At 62.9% G+C, this 14992-nt stretch carries 15 protein-coding genes; 4 read left to right on the top strand and 11 right to left on the bottom strand.

Going from position 1 to position 14992, the window contains the following annotated elements; translation table 11 throughout:
* Positions 1-22: 22 nt before the first annotated feature.
* Entirely contained in the window at positions 23-595 is a 573-nt protein-coding gene (locus tag ACCO56_RS15825; RefSeq protein WP_433641739.1) for a DUF2889 domain-containing protein, read from the bottom strand.
* 16 nt (positions 596-611) lie between these two features.
* A complete protein-coding gene (locus tag ACCO56_RS15820; RefSeq protein ID WP_433641738.1) occupies positions 612-1385 on the bottom strand; it encodes an enoyl-CoA hydratase/isomerase family protein in 774 nt (257 codons plus the stop codon).
* A 121-nt stretch (positions 1386-1506) separates the two neighbouring features.
* Between ACCO56_RS15820 and ACCO56_RS15815 the strand changes: the two genes are divergently transcribed.
* Both ACCO56_RS15815 and ACCO56_RS15810 read left to right on the top strand, forming a co-directional pair.
* Complete coding sequence (locus ACCO56_RS15815) at positions 1507-2457, top strand: hydroxymethylglutaryl-CoA lyase (RefSeq protein WP_433641737.1); 951 nt, start codon at positions 1507-1509, stop codon at positions 2455-2457.
* Positions 2458-2469: 12 nt separating this feature from the next.
* A complete protein-coding gene (locus ACCO56_RS15810) occupies positions 2470-2928 on the top strand; it encodes a MaoC/PaaZ C-terminal domain-containing protein (RefSeq protein WP_433641735.1) in 459 nt (152 codons plus the stop codon).
* Here the strand turns inward: ACCO56_RS15810 and ACCO56_RS15805 are convergent.
* Genes ACCO56_RS15805 through ACCO56_RS15785 form a run of 5 tightly spaced genes read right to left on the bottom strand, consistent with a single transcriptional unit; the run spans position 2925 to position 7661 of the window.
* Complete coding sequence (locus tag ACCO56_RS15805) at positions 2925-3545, bottom strand: TetR/AcrR family transcriptional regulator (protein ID WP_433641734.1); 621 nt, start codon at positions 3543-3545, stop codon at positions 2925-2927. The two genes, ACCO56_RS15810 and ACCO56_RS15805, sit on opposite strands and share 4 nt — an antisense overlap.
* Before the next feature lie 36 nt (positions 3546-3581).
* Positions 3582-4334 (bottom strand): SDR family NAD(P)-dependent oxidoreductase, encoded by a 753-nt coding sequence (locus tag ACCO56_RS15800; RefSeq protein WP_433641733.1) that lies wholly within the window; start codon positions 4332-4334, stop codon positions 3582-3584.
* A complete protein-coding gene (locus tag ACCO56_RS15795; RefSeq protein ID WP_433641732.1) occupies positions 4331-5872 on the bottom strand; it encodes a class I adenylate-forming enzyme family protein in 1542 nt (513 codons plus the stop codon). The genes ACCO56_RS15800 and ACCO56_RS15795 overlap by 4 nt, the downstream gene beginning before the upstream one ends.
* Positions 5873-5890: 18 nt before the next feature.
* Complete coding sequence (locus ACCO56_RS15790) at positions 5891-6106, bottom strand: acetyl-CoA carboxylase biotin carboxyl carrier protein subunit (RefSeq protein WP_433641731.1); 216 nt, start codon at positions 6104-6106, stop codon at positions 5891-5893.
* 16 nt (positions 6107-6122) lie between these two features.
* Positions 6123-7661 (bottom strand): acyl-CoA carboxylase subunit beta, encoded by a 1539-nt coding sequence (locus tag ACCO56_RS15785; protein ID WP_433641730.1) that lies wholly within the window; start codon positions 7659-7661, stop codon positions 6123-6125.
* Positions 7662-7850: 189 nt separating this feature from the next.
* Here ACCO56_RS15785 and ACCO56_RS15780 point away from each other — a divergent pair, with 189 nt between their 5' ends.
* On the top strand, positions 7851-8663 hold the full coding sequence (locus ACCO56_RS15780) for an enoyl-CoA hydratase-related protein (RefSeq protein ID WP_433641729.1): 813 nt from the start codon (positions 7851-7853) through the stop codon (positions 8661-8663).
* 202 nt (positions 8664-8865) lie between these two features.
* Positions 8866-9795: a LysR family transcriptional regulator gene (locus ACCO56_RS15775; RefSeq protein ID WP_433641728.1), complete on the top strand. Its 930-nt coding sequence runs from the start codon at positions 8866-8868 to the stop codon at positions 9793-9795.
* Here ACCO56_RS15775 and ACCO56_RS15770 read toward each other — a convergent pair.
* From ACCO56_RS15770 to ACCO56_RS15755, 4 genes are read right to left on the bottom strand one after another with little or no spacing between them, the layout of a single operon-like run.
* A complete protein-coding gene (locus ACCO56_RS15770; protein WP_433641727.1) occupies positions 9770-11017 on the bottom strand; it encodes a Zn-dependent hydrolase in 1248 nt (415 codons plus the stop codon). The genes ACCO56_RS15775 and ACCO56_RS15770 overlap by 26 nt on opposite strands.
* Positions 11018-11035: 18 nt before the next feature.
* Complete coding sequence (locus tag ACCO56_RS15765) at positions 11036-12703, bottom strand: 5-guanidino-2-oxopentanoate decarboxylase (RefSeq protein ID WP_433641726.1); 1668 nt, start codon at positions 12701-12703, stop codon at positions 11036-11038.
* Positions 12700-13104 carry a cupin domain-containing protein gene (locus ACCO56_RS15760; protein ID WP_433641725.1) on the bottom strand — a complete coding sequence of 135 codons (405 nt, stop codon included), beginning with the start codon at positions 13102-13104 and terminating at the stop codon, positions 12700-12702. Before ACCO56_RS15760 ends, ACCO56_RS15765 begins: the two co-directional genes overlap by 4 nt.
* 18 nt (positions 13105-13122) lie before the next feature.
* Positions 13123-14991, bottom strand: coding sequence for a hydantoinase B/oxoprolinase family protein (locus ACCO56_RS15755; protein WP_433641724.1), 1869 nt, complete (start codon positions 14989-14991; stop codon positions 13123-13125).
* Position 14992 lies beyond the last annotated feature (1 nt).

Raw genomic sequence — 14992 nt, 5'->3', positions numbered from 1 at the left:
AACGCTCGCGTATGAACCGTCCTCAGGCGGTCTCCCCGCCCCCGCCTCCGGGCTTGCGATGGAATTGCGGCATGTAGCGCTCCACGATAGGACCCTCGCGGGACCATGAGTGGCACCTGCCGATGAAAAACGGCTCCTCCGCTCGGTGCGCGTCATTGGCGCCAGCCCCGAACATGCGCTGGTCGCGCAAAGCGGAGATCGTCTGGAACGCGACCGTTCCCATGCCGAAAACCAGTTCGCGCAAATGCGTGCATCCGCCCAGCGGTCCGAATGCTTCTGTCAGGGACCTGCGCCACGAACGACGAATGGAAGCGCCGATGAGCCGCGTCGGATCGACTGCGCCTTGGCAGTAGCCGAACGGCGTCGCACGCAGCTCATAGCTGAAATCACGCACCCACATATCTACATCGATCGTGAGCATCGCGAAAATGTCGTGTACCGGACTGCCGGGCGGCAACATTCCGCGTTCTCTGTCACGATAGTCGTAGCCCTTCGCGTCCTTCAGGGTTCCTTCGATTTCGAACAAGCCGTCGTCGCGCTCGAAGCTGCGATAGCTGATCGTTCGTTCGTGGTTCAGGGGCTTGCGTAATGCCATGGCTCGCGTCTCCCAATCAGCGACCGGAAAATTCGGGCTTTTCGCCCGCGGTGAAGCTTGCGATGCCGATCCCGAAATCCTCGCTTTTCGTGGACCGCCTGAAGGCTTCCCGCTCGATATCCAGTGCCTTGTCCAGCGCCAGGCCGTCCGTTCGGTCCATCACCTCGCGGCTTAGAGCGATAGCCTTCGGGGAATTTCGCGCGACCAGCCGCGCGATGTCATCTGCCGTAGCATGCAAGGCCTCGAACGGCACTATTTCGGATACGAGTCCGAGCTGATGGGCTCGCGCGGCGGAGATCGGCCTGCCCGTCAGGATCATGTCGCGCGCGACGGCAGTCGGAATAGCCCTCGGCAGGCGGGTGACGCCACCAGCGCCGGCAATCGCGCCGATGCGGACTTCCGGAAGGCCGAAGGTCGCATGATCGGCCGCGATACGAATGTCGGCGGCCAGTGCCAGTTCGAGGCCGCCGCCGAACGATGCGCCGTTGATCGCAGCGACCACCGGCTTGGCGAGGGCGCGATGGGTCAGTCCGCAGAAATCTCCAGGGTCCTCGCCGGCAGCTATCCTTTCCCTGAGATAAGGCAAAAAAGAGCGGATATCAGCGCCGGCGCAGAAGGCGTCCCTGCCGCTCCCGGTCAAAATGATGACGCGCACGCCTGGGTCGCTTTCCAGACGAGGCCAGAGCGCGCGCAGGGCTTCGTGCGTCTCGACATCCACCGCATTGCGCTTTTCCGGCCGGTTGATGACAACCCTCGCGATCCCTTCGCCGATCGTTGTTTCGATGGACATCGATTTCTCCTTCGAAAATTGTTTCACGGCGCCGGCCAGATTCCCGTTGAGCGGCCACATGAACTCAATTATAAAAACAAATGTTCGTAATTAAAAGTGCCCCATTCCGTTGAGAGGTACGATGACCGATCTTCCACGCCACGTCCATATCCACGAAGAAGGTCCCAGGGAGGGTATTCAGATCGAGCCGGTGAACCTGTCCGTCGCAGACAAGGTGCGGTTCATAGAGGCCCTTGCGGAAACGGGTGTAAGGCAGATCGATTGCGTCTCCTTCGTCAACCCCAAGCGCGTTCCGACCATGGCCGACGCCGACGAGGTGGCGCGGGCTATCCGGAAAAGGCCCGACGTCCGCTACACGGGCCTGTGGCTCAACCAGAAAGGTCTTGATCGAGCCCTGACGCTGCCGCTCGATGTCGTGGGCTCCATACGCCTGACGGCGTCGGAGACCTTCTCGGTCCGCAACACCAACCGCACCATTGCGCAAACCATTGATGAGCAGAGAAGCTGGCTCGCCACCTATCGCCGCCACGACGTGCCGCTCGAATGGGGATACGTGATGACGGCGTTCGGATGCAGCTTCGAAGGCGAGGTCCCGGTGGACAACGTCGTGGCTATGGTGCAACAGAGCATCGATCTCGCCGCCGAGTTCGACTACGCGCTAAAAGGAATCTACCTCGCCGACACGGTGGGTTTCGCGACCCCTGCCGACATCGAACGCCGCATCGGCATCCTACGGGAGAAATGGCCGGACATGAAAGTTGGCTTGCACCTTCACGACACGCGCGGCACCGGCGTCGCAAATGTCTACGCGGCGCTGAAGATGGGCGTGGACCAGTTCGACAGCTCCGTCGCGGGCCTCGGCGGTTGTCCCTTTGCCGAGCACAAGGGCGCGGCCGGCAATGTCTGCACCGAGGATCTGGTCTTCATGTGCCACGAGATGGGCATCGACACCGGCATCGACCTCGAAGCTCTCATCGAATGCGCGCGCATGGCGGAGGAGTTGTTCGGCCACGCCCTTCCCGGCAAGGTGATGCATGCGGGAAGCCTCTCCCGCTTCCGCAAGGCCGCCTGACGAGAGGAACCGATGGGCCTCGATGAACCGCTGTATTGGGACGACTTCACGATCGGCAGGAGTTGGCGTTTCGGCAGCTACCTGGTGACGGCGCAGGAAATCGTCGAATTCGCGAAGCGCTACGACCCGATGCCCATGCATGTGGACCCGCAACTTGCGCTCGAGACGCCGCTCGGGGTTTTCTGCGCCAGCGGCATCCACACCTTCGGCATGACCCAAAAAATGCTGTTCGACCACCTATATAGGTACACGAGGCTGATCGCCGGAGGCGAGATTCGGCGCTTCGTCATGCGCAAGCCGGTCGTGCCCGACGATGTCCTGCAGGCAACGATCGAGGTGGTTTCCCGGATGAAGCACCACAAACGTACTAATGCCGGTTGGGTAGAACTCCACGTGGAAACGACACGCGGTCAGGACGAGACGGTTCTTGAATTCGATTCTCGGATCCTCTTCGAGAGAACCCCGAATTAGGCCGCGACGATGGCCTCCGAGGTAGCTTTTTCTGCCCGCAGCATCAGGAAGATCAAGTCGGTGTATTCGGCCGTCAGCGTGTCGATGCGTCGGCGCCCTTCGGGCTTGTACCAGGAGGCGATCGCCGTCAGCATGGTGATGATCGCCAACTTGGTGATGGTCGGGTCCGAACAGTGAAACCTGCCGGCCTTTACCCCGTCCTCTATGATGCCGCCGAGGATTGCCTCGTACTCGTCGCGCATCCGCTGGATCACCTTGAAGTTCTCCGCGGTCAGGCTGCGCAGCTCCATATTGCCGATGAAGACTTCTTCCTTGCGCCGTGTATGGAAGTCGATGTGTCGCTTTATGAAGGCCCGTAGCCGCTCCGGCGGGTCGGTAAGGCCGTCGAGCTCCTGAGTCATCTCCTCGACGAGATCACGGATGATCGAAGCGAGCAGATCAAACAGAAACTCCTGTTTGTTGTTTATGTAATTGTAGAGCGAGCCCGCCTGAATACCCACTTCCTTCGCAAGCATTCGCAAGCTCACGGATTCGTAGCCGTATTTGGCAATGAGCCGGACACCGGCCTGCCTCAGCATCAATTCAGTGGTTTCGCCCTTTGATCCAACTGTGCGCAATGAACTATCCGTGCAAAATTCACGATACCGTCTGTCCTAAACGCTCAGATAGCCTCCATCAACAGGCAGCATCACGCCTGTGACATAGGAAGCCAGATCGGAGGCCAGGAAGACGGCCGGCCCCGCGAGTTCCTCCGGCTCGCCTGGGCGCGCCATGGGGATGTGGCGCAGCAACGCGGTCCGGACATTTTCCCGCGAAAGGCTCTCGACCGTCATCGGCGTGCGCATGACGCCCGGCGCGATCCCGTTCACGCGTATGCCGCGCGGCGCGAACTCGGCGGCCAGCGCCTTGGTAAGCTGCACCACCGCTCCCTTGCTGGCGGTATAGGCCGCGGAATTGGGCGTCGCGACAAATGACTGGATCGATCCGATGTTGATGATGCTGCCTTGGGTCTCGACAAGGTGCGGGAGGAAGGCGTGCACCATGTTATAGGTTCCGCCCACATTCACCGAGATCGTGCGGTCCCAGTAGTCCGGCCCCTCAGCCAGGTCGAACTTGCCGCGCAGCAATATGCCGGCATTGTTAACGAGACAATCGATCGCCGCGCCTTCGGCCAGCAGCGCCTGCGCGAGCGTCACGCAGGCTTCACGGTCGGAGACATCGAGCCGGTGCGCCTGGCCGACGGCACCCGCCAGCTCCAGAGTCTCCAGGCATGCTTCCCTGTTGAGGTCGGCAAGCACCAGCGTTGCGCCGGCGCACGCCATGCCGACAGCTATCGCCCGTCCATTGCCCTGTCCGGCCCCAGTAACCAGGACACGCTTTCCCTGAAGAAGCCCTGCCGGGATCATGACGCAATCCTTCCAGCTTCGCACGCCTCCAGGAATCTCCTGCGGAGGTCGCGCTTGATGATCTTCCCGCTGTAGTTGATCGGCATCTGCTCGTAGGGGACGATATGGAACTGCTTGGGTACCTTGTAACCCGCCAGCTCCTTCTTGGCGAAGGCCGTGAGCTCGGTTGCATCCGCCGGAGCGCCGTCGTGCAGCACGATCACTGCCGTCACCTCCTCGCCCCAGGCGTCGCTCGGCAGCCCGATGATCGCAGCCTCGCGAACGGCGGGATGACGCAGCAGCACCTGCTCCACCTCTTGCGAATAGACGTTGAGCCCGCCGGTCTTCACCATATCCTTGAGGCGGTCGTGGAACTGGACGAAACCGTTCTCGTCCATCACGCCCATGTCGCCGGTGCGCAGCCAGCCATCATGAAACACTGCGGTCGTGGCCTCGGGATTGTTGAAGTAGCCCTGCATGACCGACGGTCCGCGAACCACAATCTCGCCGACTTCGCCCAGGTCTGCCGGCGTCAGATCCTCACGCAGGATACGCACATCGAAATTGAGGAACGCGCGGCCGATCGAGCCAGGCGCCTTCTCGTAGTCCTTTTCCTTGAGGACGGTTACAATAACGCCCGCCTCAGTCAGTCCATACTGGTAATAGATCTGCACGCCCGGGATCAGCGCATGCATGGCCTCGCGATCCTTGCGCGAAAGATTCGCGCCGCCGACATACCACCGTTGAAAGGAACTGAGGTCGGACGTCCGGGCGAGTGGATGACTGAAGATATCGCGCGCCATGGAAGGCGGCGTGAACGCGTTGGTGCAGCGATAGGCCTCGATGGCGCGGATCATCGCCTCCGTCGAGTATTTCGGCAGGATCGTCGCCGTCGCGCCGAGATAAAGATGGGGCAACAGCCAACAGTTGAGCGCGGCGGCATGATGGAGCGGCGTCGCAAGAAGTGTGTTGTCGTCCTCGTGCATGCCGGTATCGAGCGCCTCGTGGATCGAATTCCAGAAGACATTCTCGTGCGACAGCATGGCGCCCTTCGAGCGTCCCGTCGTGCCGCCGGTATAGAGGATCGCCTGGATGTCCGACGGCCCCGCGTCGATTCCGGGCGCCGTATCGGAGGCGTCGGCCACGAAGGCGCTCATGTCCGCGTCGTCGGCGATCACGATGTCCTGCACCAGCCCATCCGGCGGCGTCAGATGCAGAAGGTCCGCGCCCAGGAAAAGCAGCCGCGATTTGCTATCCTCCAGGACCACGGCGATCTCCGCCGCGGTGAGTCGATAGTTGAACGGCACCGCCGTACACGCCGCCTTGCCGATGGCGACGTAGAGGACGACCCATTCTATGCACGACCCCATGAGCACAGCGATGCGCTCCCCAGGCTTTATCCCTCGCGCGATCAGCGCGTTGGCGATCCGGTTGCTGCGGGTGTCGAGTTCCGCGTAGGTCAGCTTGCGGCCCTCCTGGATAAGGGCCGTCTTGTCCGGGAAGCGCGACGCATTGTGGGCCACATGCGACGCGACCGTCATCCCCATCTTGCTCATCATCGTCCTCCCGAGGTGGCGTTACTTGTAGCTTAGCAGCGGCGTGCCCGCGTCCACCGTGTCGCCTTCCTGGACCAGGATCTTCTCCACCACTCCCGCGCCATCGGCTTCGATGGGAATTTCCATCTTCATCGATTCAAGAATCGCGACCACATCGCCGAAGTCTATCGTGTCGCCCACATTGACCTCGATCTTGAAAAGCGTTCCTGCCATTACGGCGTCTATCGTGTTTGCCATCGTGGTACCATCCTGTTTAGACGGGGTGAACTGCCGAGCGCCTCTGGATCGTCGAGGCATTGCGTCGGCTGTAGATGCGGAAGCGTTTGACGAGATCGTCTCGCAGCAATTCCGGCGCCACGACATCCTCGGCGGCGAAGGTATCAGCTGCAGCCTTGTAGACATCGATATCTGCCGCGTACTCGTCGCGCTTGGCAGCGACGAAGGCGGCCCTCTCGGCTTCCGGCAGTTCCATGATCTGGTTGTAGTGGATTGCATTGACGGCTGCCTCCGGCCCGACCAGGGCGGGCATGGCAGTCGGGAGAGCCAGCATCGCGTCGGGATGCGTGGGCGCTCCGGACATCGCAAGATAACCGCCGCCATACGCCTTACGGACCAGCACGCAGATGCGGGGAACGGTCGCCTCGCATACGGCCGAAAGCAGCTTCGCTCCGTGACGGATGATGCCGGCCTTCTCGACCGAGCTTCCGATCATGTAGCCGCTGATGTCCTGGAGGAAGAGCAGCGGAATATTGAACGCGTTGCACATCCAGATGAAGCGGGCGGCCTTATCGGAGCTGTCGTTGAAGAGCACGCCGCCCTTGTGCTTCGAATTGTTGGCCACGATGCCGACGGAGAGGCCGCCAAGCCGCGCCAGCCCGGTCGTCATCTCCTTTGCAAAGTTGGCCTTCACCTCGAAGAAGCTGCCCTCGTCCACAAGGGCGTCGATCAGCTCATGCACGTCATAGGCCACGTTCTGGTGGTGCGGTACGATCTCGCCAATCGGCTTGTCCCCCACCACCGGCGCCACAGGGGTCACGGTCTCGGGCTTTTCGGTCCAGTTCGGCGGGAGATAGCTCAGATACCGCCTTGCCATCTCGATGCCCTCGGCATCGTCCTTCACCAGAACGTCGCCGACTCCCGACACCGAGGTGTGCAGGCGGGCGCCGCCCATCTGTTCGTCGGTCACGTCCTCGAAGATGGTCATCTTCGCCATGCGCGGCGAACCGAGATAGGCCGAAGCCTGCTTGTCGACCATGATCGTCAGGTCACACAGCGCCGGCACATAGGCAGCACCTGCCGGTGAGGGTCCGAAGAGCACGCAAACCTGCGGAATGACGCCGGACGCCTGCACCTGATTGTACCAGATGTTGCCCCAGCCGTTGCGCCCAAGGAAGAGCGTCTTCTGCTCATCGATACGCGCACCCGCGGAATCGACGAGAAAGAGCAGCGGCAGCCCCATATCGCGCGCCAGATCCTGCATCCGGTTGAACTTCAGGAGCGCCTGACGGCCCCATGTCCCCGCTTTAACTGTCGCGTCGTTGGCGATGACGGCGATGTCGCGGCCGTTGACCTTGCCGACACAGGTAACGATGCCGTCGGCGGGCAGGCCAGTCTCGCTCGCCGCGAGCAGACCGTCCTCGAATTCGAAACCGTCATCGAACAGGAGTTCGAGGCGCTGGCGCACCAGAAGCTTGCCCGCAGCCAGGTGACGCTCCCGCGACTTTCCCTGGCCGCCTGCGAGCGCGACTTGCCTGCGCCTCTGCAACTCCTCGGAATTCCTGCCATACGCCATCGCTATGCCAACCTCTCCTCGCCGAACGCGCCTTAAACTAACAGTTGACCGTTTTTATGCCGAGTGCGCCTTCCCGTCAATCCGTCCGGCCGAATGTCACGCATTTTCGTTTCCGACAAATATGCCCTTGCGAAGTTATATATCTTCGTACGATATAACAAACGTTTGTTTTTAACCGGAGAGATTTTGATGTCCAGCCTCGGCCCGTTCGAAACCATTCAGGTCGATGTCGACGCGCGCGGCGTCGCGACCTTGACCCTTGATCGACCGGAGGTGCGCAACGCAATGAACGGCCAAATGTACGACGAGGCTCGCTCCGTGCTGCGCCGCCTGGACAATGATCCGGAGGTGCGCGTGCTGGTCCTCACCAACGCCGGCGACACCTTCTGTGCCGGCGGCGACTTCAAGTATCAACAGAGCCAGGCCGGCAAGCCAAGGGAAGAGCGAATCCGCGAGGCGCAGAAACTCGCACGATGGTTGCGAGAGCTGGACACCTTCCCGAAGCTCGTGATCGGCCGGATCAACGGCTCCGCCTATGCCGGCGGCATCGGTCTCGTGTCGACCTGCGACATCGCGTTCGGCCTCACCGATGCCAGTTTCGCCATCACCGAAGCGCGCATCGGCATGATTCCCGGGATGATCTCGCCCTATGTCGTGCGGCGTATCGGCGAGGCGAATGCCCGACGCCTCTTCCTGAACGCCACTCCGTTCAAGGGCACCGAAGCCGAAGGCTACGGGTTGCTGACGAAGGCTGTGGCAAAGAGCGAACTGGGCGAAGCCGTGGAACGCGAGATCGATCTCGCCCTGCGCTGCGCACCTCGCGCTGTGACCGAGATCAAGCGACTGATCCGATATGTTGACCGCCACGACTTCGAAGAGAATTTCATCTACACCGTCGATCGCGTCGCCGACATGTGGGAATGGGAGGAAGCGGCCGAGGGTATGCAAAGCTTCTTCGAGAAGCGGGCGCCTCGGTGGGACTGGCGCAACAAGGGCGCCTAGGCCCTCTCTGTCCATCCCAAAGGACGCACTCCATTACCGGCTGGACGGCGGCGCACTTTGCGATATGTCGCATCGCTGACGCTGAGCGGGTCGTCGTTGAAGAACTAGCCCATCGGTCTCCTGGACCGCGACCAACTGCCGGCCAGCTTGGCACGGCCGACAGCTATTGAAGACGGAGAAAGCCCGGATAAGCTGCAGGCAAATGAAACTCGATCACAACACGCTCGACTGGAACCTGCTACGCACTTTCTTCATCATCGTCGAGGAGCGCAGCCTCACGCGCGCCGCCCAGCGCCTCCAGATCAGCCAGCCCTCGGTCAGTGCAGCCCTGCAACGGCTGGAGAACAGCCTCGACCGGCGCCTCATCGTGCGCGCCAGCCGGCGCTTCGAGGTCACGCGGCATGGTGAGCTTCTTTATGGCGAATGCGCGCAGATCTTCCGGGGCGTCTCCCGCATCGGCGAGAAACTGTCTGGAGTCGAGCACGACGTCACCGGCACCTTGCGTATCCTCGCTGTCACCGACGTGCGCTATGCGCCGTTCGATCAGGCGCTTCGGCAGCTTCATCTGCGACATCCTTCTGTCATGGTGCAGATCGATACCGTCAGCAGCCCGCAGGCTGTACGGGCGATCTCACGCCAGATCGCGCCTCTGGCGCTGTGCCTCTTGCCTCAGCCGATCGCCGGCCTGAACTGCGAGCATCTCGAGCGGGAGGAATTCGGCATCTTCTGCGGTGTCACGCATCCTCTCTTCGCCAGGGAAGGCTGCACGATCGAGCATCTGCGCGATGAGAGCTTCGTCAGCTTCAGCTGCTACAACGAGGGAGGCACCCTGGAGCCGATGCTGGCGCTCGGCGTAGGCGCCGGCCTCGGAGAGAGGATTCGCGGCACCTCGGCTCATCTGGCCGAGGTGGTGCGCATGGTTCAAGCCGGCATCGGCATCGGCATCCTGCCCCTCGCCTCCGCCCAGCGCGAGCTAGATGCCGGCCTGCTTTGGCGTATCAGCCCGGAAGGCGTGAAGCTCGGCGCCGACCTCTACCTCGTCACCAATCCGGCGATGCCGCTGGAACTGGCGGAAGTCAGCTTCCTGTCGATCCTGCGCGAGACGATCAGGGCCGATCGGCACGAGCCATGACAGCGTGGAGCAAGACGTTGAGACCCGGCTCCAACATGTCAGGCGTGGCCAGCTCATTGTTGTTGTGGGTGATTCCGTCCTTGCAGGGCGTGAAGATCATCGCCGTGGGAACATGCTTCGCCAAGAAATAGGCGTCGTGACCGGCTTGGCTGGGTAGCTCCAGCCCGTTAAGCCCGAGTTTTTCCACCGCATCGCGCACATGATCCACCATCGCCTTGTCGAAGATGTCGCCGCCCCAGCTCCATTGATCGAGCACGCGATATTCGCAGCCGGCACGGATCCCCGCCTCGCCCACGGCACGCAGCATCTTGATGCGCATGAGCTCTGCCACTTCGGGATCTTCGTGTCGAACGTCGCAGACGGCCTCCGCCCAATCCGACAGGAGGCCGGCCTTGTTCGGCGAGGCCGAAAGCCGAGCCGCCGTGGCTTTGCCGCCGGTCTCGGCATGCTGCCATCCAAGGTCGTCGACGGCGACCAGAAGCCGCGCACCCGCGACTAGGGCGTTCTTGCGCTTGGCCATCGGCCAGGGGCCGGTATGAGCGGTCTCGCCACGATACTCGACCAACATGCCGTGGGAGGAATAGGCGTGGGTGACGATTCCAACTTCATGGCTCGTCCGATCGAGTACATCGCCCTGCTCGATGTGCAGCTCGAAATAGGAATCGATTTCGCGACCGCCTACGGCCGCCTCCCCGCGATAGCCGATGACCTCCAGCGCCTGCCCGATGGTTGTACCCTGCGCGTCCTTGAGGCCAAGCGCCCAGTCGAGCGCGTAGTCGCCGACGAAACAGCCGGAAGCCACCATCGGCGGCGAGAAGCGCGCGCCCTCCTCGTTCGTCCAATTGACGATCTCGATCGGACGGCGGGTGGCGACGCCCAGATCGTTCAGCCGCCGTACCACCTCCAAGGCGCCAAGGACGCCGACGATCCCGTCAAAGCGGCCGCCATTCTCCTGCGTGTCGAGATGGCTGCCCACCAGCACCGGCGGCAGGTCCTCGGTCCCGTCACGTCGCGCGAAGATGCTGCCGATGCCGTCGACGGTAACGCGAAGTCCGGCCTCGTGGCACCATTGCACGAACAGGTCCCGCATTTGGCGGTCGGACTCGGTGAGGGTCAGGCGGCAAAGACCACTCTCGCGCCCCTTCCCGATCGAGGAGGAGGCTTCCAGCGTGGCAAGGAAACGGCCGAGATCGGCGCGAACTTCGGGAGGCAGACACATCATGGCAATCCTGGTTTCGGGTCAGCTTCCGGCAGCATCGAGAAGCTTGAGCGTCGTCTCGGTGGCGCCGAACAGGTCCGGCGTTAGTTCGATCACGGCGGGCGCTCCGGCGGCGATCGCTTCCGCAATCGTGCGTGAGGCCTCGTCGGCTGTGGCAGGGGCATGCGAGGCGATGCCGTAGGCCTGTGCGATGGCCAGGAAGTCGGGCGTCGGGTAGACGGTGCCGACGGGCACGACATTGCGTTGGACCATACCCTTGTGGATCTGGCCGAAGCAGTTGTTGTTCCACAGCAAGACCACGACCGGGAGACGCAGTTCGGCCATGACGGCAAGCTCCGTCAAGGTGAACTGGAAGCCGCCATCGCCGACTATGGCGACCACCCTCGAGCCCGGCTTGCCGATGGCGGCGCCAATGGCGGCGGGCAAGGCATAACCAAGCGACCCGAATCCCGCCGGATGAATCCAGCGACCGGTCGTCGTTGCGGGGTAGAGATAGTTCCCGGCATAGGCGATGGTCGTCATATCGGTGAAGATCATCGTCTCGCTAGGCAGGCTGGTGCTGATGGTCTCAAGCGCCATCAGGTAGACGGCATCGAGGCCCTTCTCACCAGCGCGCAATTCAGCACGGAGCCGTGCCACCTGCGTTTCGATCTCGCCGCGGGAGCGGGCTGGTGCCATGGAGCGGACCGCCTCAAGGATTCCGGCTACCGCCGGCGCGGCGTCGGCCAGAATCGGCAGCGTCGTGGCATGCTGGTCGCATAGCTGCTCGTGGTCGATGTCGATGCGGATCATCTCGCCGGCAAGCGGCAGGGGCGCCCCGGTCAGGAATTCACTCTGTGCCAGCTCGGACCCCACGGTCAATACCACGTCAGCCTCGGCCAACAGGGCGCGGCCGTCGTCGCGATGCAGCACCGCGTCGAGCCACAGCGGATGGTCGGCCGGCAGTATGCCCTTGCCCGCGATAGTGGAGAATACCGGCGCGGCCAGATGCTCGGCGAGAACGCGCAGATCGCCTGCCGCCCCCCGTGCGCCGCCGCCGACGATCATCATAGGCCGCCGCGCCCCGGCGAGAAGGCCAGCGGCACGCACGATGTCTTGTGGCCGCGCCGCAGGCCGTGTCGAAAGCCGCCGCGGCGTCCAGTCGCCTCGCACTGGCGCGGAAAGTACGTCCATCGGAATGTCGAGATAGACCGGGCGCGGGCGACGGCTGTCAAAGAGGGCAAAGGCGCGGTCGAGATATTCCGGCACGTCCTCGGGGCGCCAGCAAGTCGCGGCGAAGGCAGTCACCTGCTCGGCCATGGCGCGCTGATTGCGGGATTCATGCAGCCTGCCGCGTTGGCGACCGTGGTCGCTCACGTCCAGCGTGGAGGCGATGAGCAGCATCGGAACCGAGTCCGAATAGGCTTGGCCCACCGCAGTCAGCGCGTTGGTGACCCCCGGCCCGGTGATCAGGAAGCACGCGGCGGGCTTGCCGGTGGTCCGCGCGTAGCCGTCGGCCATGAAGCCTGCGCCCTGCTCGTGCTTGGACAGCACATGTTCCAGCCGGCTTTCCGCAAGCCCTCGGTAGAGTTCGATCGTATGGACGCCAGGAATGCCGAAGACGTGAGTGACGCCGCGTGCGGCCAGCGCTCCAATGAGCGCCTCGCCCGTCGTCTGGGGCCGGAGGGAAGGATCGAATCGGTTGTTCATTCGTTCACCCGGATCGTCGCGATCTCTGCGGGCGAGAAAATCTCCAACAATTCCAGATCCGCCGAGACATAGGTCACGCAATGCAGGCATCCCTTCGGCTGCCAGATCGCGTCCCCCGCCCTGAGCGTCCGCCGAGCGCCACCGTCAAGCTGGAACTCGATCTCGCCCTTCAGGACATGGACATACTGAAAGGCCGCATCGTGCCAATGCATGGCCGGGGCGACCGCGCCGCCCGAGGTGGCACGGAAGATCCGTGCGGTGTAGGCCCCGCCGCTGGCGGACTGCAGACCGTTCTCGCGCATCTCGAAGCGGGTGCCGGGCACCTCGCTGAAGCCGGTGTCCGAGCCATGGAGGATCGCTGCCGGAGGATGCCCTCCCGCGGCCAGTTTCGCGTCACTCATCTAGTCCTCCGTCAGCGATCAGGCCGCATGGCGCTCGGTTGACGATCGTTGCGGCGCCGGTATGCCGGTCTCCACTTCGCAGCGGTCGATCAGCTCCTGGATGGTGCCGCCGAAATCGAAACTCTGCAGCGCACCCGCCTCTGCTGCCATCCGGGCGCGAAGCGCCTCGGTCGCCGCCTCGTCCACCTCGAAGGACTTATCGAGGACCACGCCATAATCGCGGGCGCCTTCCTGGGTGATCAGCCCGTTGCGGGCGTCTTCCGCCACACGCCGGGCCGGCCGCTTCAGCGGGTCGCCCCAGCCCCCGCCGCCCCATGTATCCATGGTCAGCACGTCGCCCTTGGTGACCTTGATCCGATCGCATTTCGAGGCCACCAGCTCGCTCGCGCCCGAGATCCTGTCCAGCCGCCGCTTGCTGCGCCCGGCCGCCTTCCCGCCATTGACGCCCCAGGGATGAGTCATCCAGCGATCGTCGTGGATCGAGATCTCGCCCGGCTCGCGGAATTCGTAGGCGATGGAGATTCCGTTGCCGCCGCGATGCAGGCCAGGGCCACCGCTGTCGGGGATGATCTGCGTGTGGCGGATCACCAGCGGGAAATAGGCCTCCAGATATTCCGTCGGAATGTTCATGAAGGAAGGCCACAACGAATGGCCGTCGACGCCGTCGCCAACCGGGCGCGCCGGCAGGCCACCGAAGCCGATCTGATAAAGCTGGAACCAGTCGCCTTTGGCATCGAAGCCGGAATACATGAGGTGCGGGCTGGCCGACCAGCCTGCACCGCACATCGCTTCGGGCTTGCCTTGGCCGAGCAGCCCGGAGACCAGGTCGAACATGCGGCAAAGCAGGTGCGTGCGGCAGGACAGCGCCGCCGGGCGCCGCGGCCGCAGCAGGCTGCCTTCCGGAATGCGCACGTCGATCAACTCGTAATAGCCGTCGTTGAAGACAATCTGCGGGTCGAACAGCTTCGAAGTATAGGCCCCGAAGATCATCTTGAACTGCTCGTCCTGCAGATAATAGTTCACCGAAGACGTGGACTGAGGATCGGTGCCGGAGAAGTCGAAGATGGCCCGGTCGCCCTCGCGCCACATCGAGCACGCGATCTTGAAAGGGCCGTTGCCCATGCCGTCATCGTCGATGTAATCGGCGAAGCTCACCGGCGTCTCCGGAACCACCTCGCGGATCACCCGGCGGAAGGCGTTCAGGTTGCGCTCCAGCAGCATTTCCATCGCGGAATACAGCGTGTCGGCCCCGAAGCGCAGCGACAGTTCGTGGATGCGCCGCTCGGCCAGTTTCACAGCGGCGATCAGCGCCATCAGGTCGGCGCGATTCCATTCCGGCACGCGGCTGTTGCGCAGGCAGATCTTCAGGATGTCGTCGGCCAGGACATTGCCGCGCATGATCTTGACCGGCGGGATCTGGATGCCCTCCTCGAAGATCTGCTGCGCATCGGTCGGCAACGAACCCGGCACCCGGCCGCCGGTGTCCGTCATATGGCCGAACATAGCGGCCCATGCGGCAAGCCGCCCTTCGTGGAAGAGCGGCATCAGGACCAGCCAATCGTTCAGATGGCTGATCGCGCCGTTGCAGGAATAAGGGTCATTGGTCAGGAAGACGTCGCCTTCCTCGATGGTCCCGTCATAGGCTTCCAGGAAGCCATGGATGAACGAACCGAACTGCCCCACCACCATCAGTCCGTTAGAGTTGGCGATGATGGGAAAGGCGTCGTGCTGTTCGCGTATGCCGGGCGACATGGCGGTGCGGAAGATCACCGCGTCCATCTCGCTGCGGGCATTGCGCAGCGCGTTCTCGATGATGTCCACCGTGACGACATTCACATCGACGCGGTTGTAGGATGCCGTATTGGGCTGGATGATCTTTGCGGGCATA

The sequence above is a fragment of the Mesorhizobium sp. 1B3 genome (genome assembly GCF_050958605.1).
Lineage (GTDB): Bacteria > Pseudomonadota > Alphaproteobacteria > Rhizobiales > Rhizobiaceae.
The sequence above is the reverse complement of the archived record's forward strand: the minus strand, read 5'-3'. Positions and strand labels throughout refer to the sequence as shown.

Excerpts from the sequence above, each read along its gene's own strand:
- ACCO56_RS15800 (WP_433641733.1), bottom strand. The coding sequence starts at position 4,334 with ATGATCCCGGCAGGGCTTCTTCAGGGAAAGCGTGTCCTGGTTACTGGG.
- ACCO56_RS15765 (WP_433641726.1), bottom strand. The coding sequence starts at position 12,703 with ATGAACAACCGATTCGATCCTTCCCTCCGGCCCCAGACGACGGGCGAG.
- ACCO56_RS15795 (WP_433641732.1), bottom strand. The coding sequence starts at position 5,872 with ATGATGAGCAAGATGGGGATGACGGTCGCGTCGCATGTGGCCCACAAT.
- ACCO56_RS15780 (WP_433641729.1), top strand. The coding sequence starts at position 7,851 with ATGTCCAGCCTCGGCCCGTTCGAAACCATTCAGGTCGATGTCGACGCG.
- ACCO56_RS15760 (WP_433641725.1), bottom strand. The coding sequence starts at position 13,104 with ATGAGTGACGCGAAACTGGCCGCGGGAGGGCATCCTCCGGCAGCGATC.
- ACCO56_RS15825 (WP_433641739.1), bottom strand. The coding sequence starts at position 595 with ATGGCATTACGCAAGCCCCTGAACCACGAACGAACGATCAGCTATCGC.
- ACCO56_RS15790 (WP_433641731.1), bottom strand. The coding sequence starts at position 6,106 with ATGGCAAACACGATAGACGCCGTAATGGCAGGAACGCTTTTCAAGATC.
- ACCO56_RS15755 (WP_433641724.1), bottom strand. The coding sequence starts at position 14,991 with ATGCCCGCAAAGATCATCCAGCCCAATACGGCATCCTACAACCGCGTC.
- ACCO56_RS15810 (WP_433641735.1), top strand. The coding sequence starts at position 2,470 with ATGGGCCTCGATGAACCGCTGTATTGGGACGACTTCACGATCGGCAGG.
- ACCO56_RS15820 (WP_433641738.1), bottom strand. The coding sequence starts at position 1,385 with ATGTCCATCGAAACAACGATCGGCGAAGGGATCGCGAGGGTTGTCATC.
- ACCO56_RS15785 (WP_433641730.1), bottom strand. The coding sequence starts at position 7,661 with ATGGCGTATGGCAGGAATTCCGAGGAGTTGCAGAGGCGCAGGCAAGTC.
- ACCO56_RS15815 (WP_433641737.1), top strand. The coding sequence starts at position 1,507 with ATGACCGATCTTCCACGCCACGTCCATATCCACGAAGAAGGTCCCAGG.
- ACCO56_RS15770 (WP_433641727.1), bottom strand. The coding sequence starts at position 11,017 with ATGATGTGTCTGCCTCCCGAAGTTCGCGCCGATCTCGGCCGTTTCCTT.
- ACCO56_RS15775 (WP_433641728.1), top strand. The coding sequence starts at position 8,866 with ATGAAACTCGATCACAACACGCTCGACTGGAACCTGCTACGCACTTTC.